General features: G+C 61.8%; 6 protein-coding genes. 2 read left to right on the top strand and 4 right to left on the bottom strand.

Annotation, left to right across the window (positions count from 1 at the left end; translation table 11 throughout):
* The 4 genes from QZS13_RS09620 to QZS13_RS09605 all read right to left on the bottom strand — a co-directional run.
* The coding region (locus QZS13_RS09620; RefSeq protein ID WP_295588397.1) for a pitrilysin family protein at positions 1-464 on the bottom strand (464 nt) is incomplete at its 3' end.
* Positions 461-1,732 (bottom strand): EF-P 5-aminopentanol modification-associated protein YfmF, encoded by a 1,272-nt coding sequence (locus QZS13_RS09615; protein ID WP_295588395.1) that lies wholly within the window; start codon positions 1,730-1,732, stop codon positions 461-463. The genes QZS13_RS09615 and QZS13_RS09620, both read right to left, overlap by 4 nt.
* 140 nt (positions 1,733-1,872) lie before the next feature.
* The gene (locus QZS13_RS09610) at positions 1,873-2,829 is read right to left on the bottom strand and encodes a dipeptidase (protein WP_295588393.1); all 957 of its coding nucleotides are present in this window, start codon (positions 2,827-2,829) and stop codon (positions 1,873-1,875) included.
* 12 nt (positions 2,830-2,841) lie between these two features.
* Entirely contained in the window at positions 2,842-4,083 is a 1,242-nt protein-coding gene (locus tag QZS13_RS09605; protein WP_295588391.1) for a DUF819 domain-containing protein, read from the bottom strand.
* A gap of 199 nt (positions 4,084-4,282) precedes the next feature.
* Between QZS13_RS09605 and ylxM the strand changes: the two genes are divergently transcribed.
* A complete protein-coding gene (gene ylxM / locus QZS13_RS09600) occupies positions 4,283-4,648 on the top strand; it encodes a YlxM family DNA-binding protein (RefSeq protein ID WP_295588388.1) in 366 nt (121 codons plus the stop codon).
* A 3-nt stretch (positions 4,649-4,651) separates the two neighbouring features.
* Entirely contained in the window at positions 4,652-6,004 is a 1,353-nt protein-coding gene (gene ffh / locus QZS13_RS09595; RefSeq protein WP_295588384.1) for a signal recognition particle protein, read from the top strand.
* Positions 6,005-6,120: the final 116 nt, after the last annotated feature.

Here is a 6,120-nt window from a genome sequence, read left to right as displayed (position 1 = left end):
CGGGTGTAGAGCTGCCAGTCGGGGTTGTCCTCGATCATGCGGATCTCCTGGCCGATAATGCCCTGCTCTTTGGCCACGCTCTCCTCCGTGAAATAGGGGATGGACACAAACGAGAGCAAAATCTCCAGATTCTCAGCAAAATGCGTGGTGGAATCAAAGTAGTACCCGGTCAGGGCATTGGAGGTGAAGGCGTTGGGCTCGGCGCCGTTTTGCGCCAGGCGCTGGAGGGCATTGCCGTCCTCCGTGTCGAACATCTTGTGCTCCAGGTAGTGGGCGATGCCCGCGGGGGTATCCAGCCACTTGCCGTCCAGCTGGAAGCGGGTATCCATGCCGCCGTAGCGGGTGGCAAAAAAGGCATAGCTGCGGGCGTACTCGTCCTTGGGCACCACACAGATCCGCAGTCCGTTGGGCAGCGTCTCCCGGAAGACGGCCTCACCCAGCCGCTCGTAATAGGTTTGCTTCATTGGGCGGCCTCCTCCTTTCCCTTGAGAAAATACACCGTGTCCAGCTGTACCTGCTCCATGGCCTCAATCACCCGCTCCACGGTGACCGCCTCCACCTGCCGGGCCAGCAGCTCCGGCGTCTCATCCTGGCCGGTGGCCGCCTGGCCCATGTAGAAGTTCTCCAGCTTGCCCTGAGAATCCCCCATGGAGACGTAGGCGTTGCGCAGCACGCTGCGGGCGCTGTCCATCTCCCAGGGCGCAAGATCGCCCTGCTGCACAGCCCGGAGCTGAAGCATGATCTCGTCGTAGGCCTTCTGGTAGTTTTCAAACTCGATGCCGGAGGAGACGGTGATGATGCCCTTTTGCCGGTGGTACACAGAGGAGGCAAAATAGCACAGCGACAGCTTCTCCCGCACGTTCAAAAAGAGCTTGGAATTGCTGCTGCCGCCGAAGAGGGCGTTGCCCACCAGCAGCGCCGGCACATCGTCGCTGCCGCAGGAAAATCCCATGGACAGCTTCCCCTGGGTCACATCCATGCTCTCTTCCACATAGCGGGGCTCCGCCGGGGCGCTGTGGGGCACAGTGGGCACGTTCTCGCAGATGCCGTCTCTGGGCAGGGCGGAAAACGCTTCCCGCAGGGCGGCCTCCACCCGCTCCAGCGACGCGCTGCCGCAGTACAGCAGTTCCAGGCGGCTGGTGGAGATCAGCTGCCCGTAATGGGCATAGAGCTTCTGGGGCTGGAGGCGGGATGCCTCCTTCTCCCGGCCCAGCCGGCTGATGCCGTAGGGCTCCCCGGCGCACATCTCCTCCAGCAGCCGGGCATCGGCATAGTCCCGCTTGTCGTTGACCTGGCTGCGGATGGCGTCGATCAGGTTGGCCTTCTCGCTTTCAAAATAGGCGGGCACAAACCGGCCGTGGTGGGTCACCGGCGCGCAGATCAGCTGCCCCACCAGCTCCGCCACCGGCTCTAAAAGCTTCTCCCCGCCGGGGACAAAGCTGTCGTCGATAAAGCTTGCCACAAAGCCCACGCACTGGGTCTCGCCCTTTTTCCGGACGGTATAGTCCACCCGGGCGCCGTAAAGGTGATCCAACCGGGCGGACAGGGCCCCCAGGTCCGGATAGGACACGGTGCCCCGCCGCAGAACCGCCGCCAAAAGGGCGTTGGCGGCCACAGTCTCCTGCCGCAGCGGCGTTACAAACTGGGCGGAGAGGAGGCTTGTCTTGAATTTTCGGGCCGGCAGATACGTCAGATGCACACCGTCGGCCAGCTGCTTTGAGATGACTTGCAAGGTCTCAGCTCCTTTCCGTGGAAGCATGCTTCCGCGAAAGTATTTCGATACATGGGTGATATTATAGTATAACTCGTCCCATAATTCAAATTCTTTCTTCTGCTGTAAAAAAGAGGCGGCCGCAAAAGCGGCCGCCTCTCTTACTCCAGAATCCGCAGCAGATTCTCCCGGGCGATCATGTCCCGTTCCCGGCGGCTCACCCCCAGCTTCTCCAGAGCGTCCAGCAGAGACTGCGCCCCTGCGGCGCTCTCCAGGCCCCGGGCTCCCTCGTTGCCGGGGCCCATGTACTGACAGAAATCGAAGCCGCAGCAAACATGCTCCACCCCCATGACCTCCGCCATGTGGGCCGCGTGCAGGGCCAGGGTTTCCACACCCTGACGCGCTCTCTCCCGGTGGACAAAGGCGTAGTGGGCATTGAGCCCCACCACGCCGCCGGTATCCCGGATGGCCCGCAGCTGATCGTCCGTCAGGTTCCGGGGCACGTCGCAAAGAGCACGGCAGTTGGAGTGGGAGGCGATGACCACGCCGCCCTCCAGACCCACCACGTCCCAGAACCCCCGCTCGTTGAGATGGGATACGTCTACCACCATGCCCAGCCGGCGCATCCGGGCCACCGCCTGCCGCCCCAGGGCCGTAAGGCCGTGCTGGGGATCTCCGCCCACACCGGCGGCCAGGGCATTTTCCTCGTTCCAGGTGAGCATGCCCATCCGGGCACCGAAGGCGGCGTAGCGGTCGATCCAGCTCAGGTCCTCCCCGGCCACGGCCATGCCCTCCACGCCCAAAAAGGCGTACCGCTTCCCGGCAGCGCATGCTGCCCGGGCCTCCGCCGCCGTCCGCACCACCGTCAGCCAGGGGCACTGGGCAAACTCGGCCCGTGCACAGTCCATCATCTTCTCCGTCCGCGCCGCCGCGGTGCGGCAGTCCGTGTCCCGCCAGAACGTCTCATGGGCTGCCGAGGTCCACAGGGAGAGCACCATCCCCTCCACGCCGCCCCGGCGCAGATCATCCAGGTGGCAGCGCTCCAGCACATGATCCTCGCCCCGGAGGCGGCGCCGGGTTACATCGTACAAAAGGTCGGAATGTCCGTCAAGAATCACACACTTCTCCTCTCACGCTCCCAGCAGTCCTCCCACCAGGATGCCCAGATAAGTACCGATCACATAGCCGAAGGTGCCCACCAGCATCACCGGTCCCACCAGGGCGCTCCAGCCCTGGGAAATGGCCATGCCCGCGGCGGTGGTAGGACCGCCGATGTTGGCGTTGGAGGCCAGGATGATGTCCTCCAGATCAAAGTGCAGCAGCTTGCCGCCCACAAAGCAAAACAGCATGTTCACCGCCACCATGATGGCCGTGAAGGCCAGCAGCAGCGGCGTCTTGTGCAGGATCTCCGCAATGGAGGCCGGCACGCCGATGACGAACAGGAACAAATAAATAAGGTAGGTGCCGATCTCCTGGGAGCCGCTGAGCTTTTCCACCTGATGCTCGCCCCAGGTAGCACAGGCCATGGACACGGTGGTAATCCACACGTACTCGCTGCCGAAGAACGTGTTGAGCATGTGCAGCGCCACGCCCGTATCGGGGATGAGGGCACTGAGGGCCCCGGCAACCAGCTTGGCCGCCCACACCACCGCCCCGGCATAGGCGAAGTTCATGGCAATGTCTTTCAGGGAGATGTCCTTGCGGCTCCAGTAGGCCGCCGCCTGGGTGCGGGCCTCCTGGCTCTCCCCCTCTTTTTCCACACGGTCGATGTGGGGATGGGGAAAGCGGCGGCGGAAAAAGCCCATGCCTGCAATGACGATCAGGGCGAAGAAGTACAGCGCCATGAGCAGATTGTCCGCCACGGTGGCCGCCGCCTTGATCTCGCCCACGTCGAACTCCTGGGCCAGGGCCGCAAAGTTCACGCCGCCTCCGATGTAGGAGCCGGTCATCATGGCCGCCACGCCCTCCAGTCCCGGGATGTACGGATGCAGCAGGGCGTAGGCAAGGAACGCACCTGCCACCGTGCCCGCCGAGCCGATGAGGAAAATGACCAGCATGCGCCCCGTCTCCTTCCAGATGCGGCGCATGTTGCACTGGAGCAGCAAAAGAGGGATGCCCAGGGGCACCGCGTAGCCCCAGATGATATCGTCATACAAGGGACAGCTGGTGGGGATGATCCCCAGGTTGGACGCCGCCAGGGCGATCAAAAGGGCGATGATGGCGCCGGAGATCTTGGAGGCCCAGGTGTAGCGCTGTTCCAGATAAATGGCCAGGGCCACCGACGCCAGAAGCAGCGCCAGCAGGGACCAGGTGTCCTCCGGCGCAATCAGCGTCGCCCGGCCCAGAGCCTCTTGAAAAAGGTTCGTCAGCATAAGTTTATTCCGCTTCCTTCCTGTTTGACACACAATTTTCCACCAGTATAAGCGGTTCGGCATCACTGTGCAAGTCTGCGCAGAATTTTTCTCAGGAAAACGAAAAAATGTTTTGTTTTTTCCCTTGACTTTTTTCCCAATTTCCTGTAAACTATCTCATATTGTAAAGGCGGACAACTTTACAGAAAGGAAGCTGCTCATGAAAAATCAGACCTATCGCATGACGATGTTATACGATTTTTATGGGGAGCTTCTCACCGAGCGGCAAAAAGAGTTCTTCGACCTCTATTATAATGAGGACCTGTCCCTGGCCGAGATCGCGGAAAACGCGGGCATCTCCCGTCAGGGTGTCCGGGACGTGATCGTCCGGGCGGAGGGCATCATGCAGGAGGTGGAGGACAAGACGGGCCTGATCCGGCGCTTTGAGGCGCTGCGGCCCCATCTGGACGCCATTCAGGCCGCCGCCGAAGAAATCCGCACCATCAACTACCGACTCTATGAGGATCAGCATCTGGCCGAGCTTGCTCAGCGCATTGAGCGCGAGGCCGCTGCGTTAAAGGAATGAGCCATGGCATTTGAAGGACTGACTGAAAAACTTAATGCCACGTTCAAGCGCCTGCGGGGCAAGGGCCGCCTGACGGAAAACGACGTCCGGGAGGCCATGCGGGAAGTCCGCCTTGCCCTGCTGGAAGCAGATGTGAGCTATAAGGTGGTCAAGGAGTTCGTCTCCACCGTCACGGAACGGGCTGTGGGCACCGATGTGCTGGACAGCCTGACCCCCGCCCAGCAGGTGATCAAAATCGTCAGCGAGGAGCTGACCAATCTCATGGGCGGCGCCGGCAGCAAGCTGACCATGGCCAACAACGGCCCCACCGTTGTGATGATGGTGGGTCTTCAGGGCGCCGGCAAAACCACCACCACCGCCAAGCTGGCCGGGCTCATGCGCCGGCAGCTGGGCAAGCGGCCGCTGCTGGCCGCCTGTGACGTGTACCGTCCCGCCGCCATCGAGCAGCTCAAGGTGGTGGGCGGACAGCTGGATCTGCCGGTCTTTGACGAGGGCCAGGGCGATCCCGTGGTCATTGCCGAAAACGCCATCCGCCACGCCCGGGACCACGGCAACGACATGGTGTTTCTCGATACCGCCGGCCGGCTCCATGTGGATGAGACCCTCATGGACGAACTCAAACGCATGAAAGCCGCCGTTCATCCCAATGAGATTTTGTTGGTGGTGGACGCCATGACCGGCCAGGACGCCGTCAACGCCGCCTCTGCATTTGACGAGGCGCTGGGCATCGACGGCGTGGTACTCACCAAGCTGGACGGCGACGCCCGGGGCGGTGCGGCGCTCTCCATCCGGGCCTCCACCGGCAAGCCCATCAAGTTCGTGGGCACCGGTGAAAAGCTGGATATGATCGAGCCGTTCCACCCCGACCGGATGGCCTCCCGTATTCTGGGCATGGGCGACATGCTCTCCCTCATCGAAAAGGCCCAGGCGGCCTATGATGAAAAGCAGGCCGCCAAGCTGGAGGAAAAGCTGCGGAAAAACAGCTTTACCCTGCAGGACTACTACGATCAGCTCCAGCAGATTCGGGGCATGGGCGATCTGAGCCAGATTGCCGGCATGCTGCCGGGCGGTCTTGGCAAGCAGCTCTCCGGCGCCACCATCGACGAAAAACAAATGGCCCACACAGAGGCCATCATCCTCTCCATGACTCCTCAGGAGCGGGAGAACCCCCAGATTCTGGGTGCCAGCCGGAAAAAGCGCATCGCCGCCGGCTGCGGGCTGCAGGTGGTGGATGTGAACCGCCTTTTGAAGCAGTTCGAGATGATGCAGCAGCTGACCAAGCAGATGACCCGGGGACGGCTCCCCGGTATGAGAGGCCCCAAGCTGGGCTTCGGCCGCAAAAAGCGGTCCCGCTGAGATATAGATGCTCTCGCATTTATAGATAGATGACTTAAATGAAATTTTTGGAGGTAACAAACTATGGTTAAGATCAGACTGCGCCGCATGGGCGCCAAGAAGGCTCCTTTCTACCG

This window comes from uncultured Oscillibacter sp. (assembly GCF_900546705.1).
Classification (GTDB): Bacteria; Bacillota; Clostridia; order Oscillospirales; family Oscillospiraceae; genus Oscillibacter.
Note: the sequence above shows the minus strand (reverse complement) of the source record. Positions and strands in the feature narration are given on the sequence as shown.

Bases quoted from the DNA above. Each gene is read 5' to 3' on its own strand.
- QZS13_RS09605 (WP_295588391.1), bottom strand. From the start codon at position 4,083: ATGCTGACGAACCTTTTTCAAGAGGCTCTGGGCCGGGCGACGCTGATT.
- ylxM (WP_295588388.1), top strand. From the start codon at position 4,283: ATGAAAAATCAGACCTATCGCATGACGATGTTATACGATTTTTATGGG.
- ffh (WP_295588384.1), top strand. From the start codon at position 4,652: ATGGCATTTGAAGGACTGACTGAAAAACTTAATGCCACGTTCAAGCGC.